The organism is Nocardiopsis lucentensis DSM 44048 (genome assembly GCF_000341125.1).
Taxonomy (GTDB): Bacteria; Actinomycetota; Actinomycetes; order Streptosporangiales; family Streptosporangiaceae; genus Nocardiopsis; species Nocardiopsis lucentensis.
On record NZ_ANBC01000432.1, the window covers coordinates 1 to 236 of the forward strand.

At 66.5% G+C, this 236-nt stretch carries 1 protein-coding gene; it reads left to right on the forward strand.

Annotated features, from left to right (window positions below; translation table 11 throughout):
* On the forward strand, positions 1 to 231 hold a 231-nt coding region (locus D471_RS40220; protein ID WP_161630098.1), incomplete at its 5' end, for a hypothetical protein.
* Positions 232 to 236 lie beyond the last annotated feature (5 nt).

The window sequence follows — 236 nt, forward strand, 5'->3', positions numbered from 1 at the left end:
GTGCCGCGCTGCGACGAGGAGACCAACGGCGCCCACAGCTTCCGCGCCAAGACCGACCTGGCCGGACGGGACGCCAAGACCACCTCGGCCACCGAGGTCATCACCTACCCCAGCGGAATGATGATCGACATCGTCTGCCAGGCCCGGGGTGAGGAGGCCTACGGCTCCGACATCTGGAACAAGACCGCCGACAGCCTGTGGGTGGTCGACCACTACCTCTACACCGGCTAAGACGG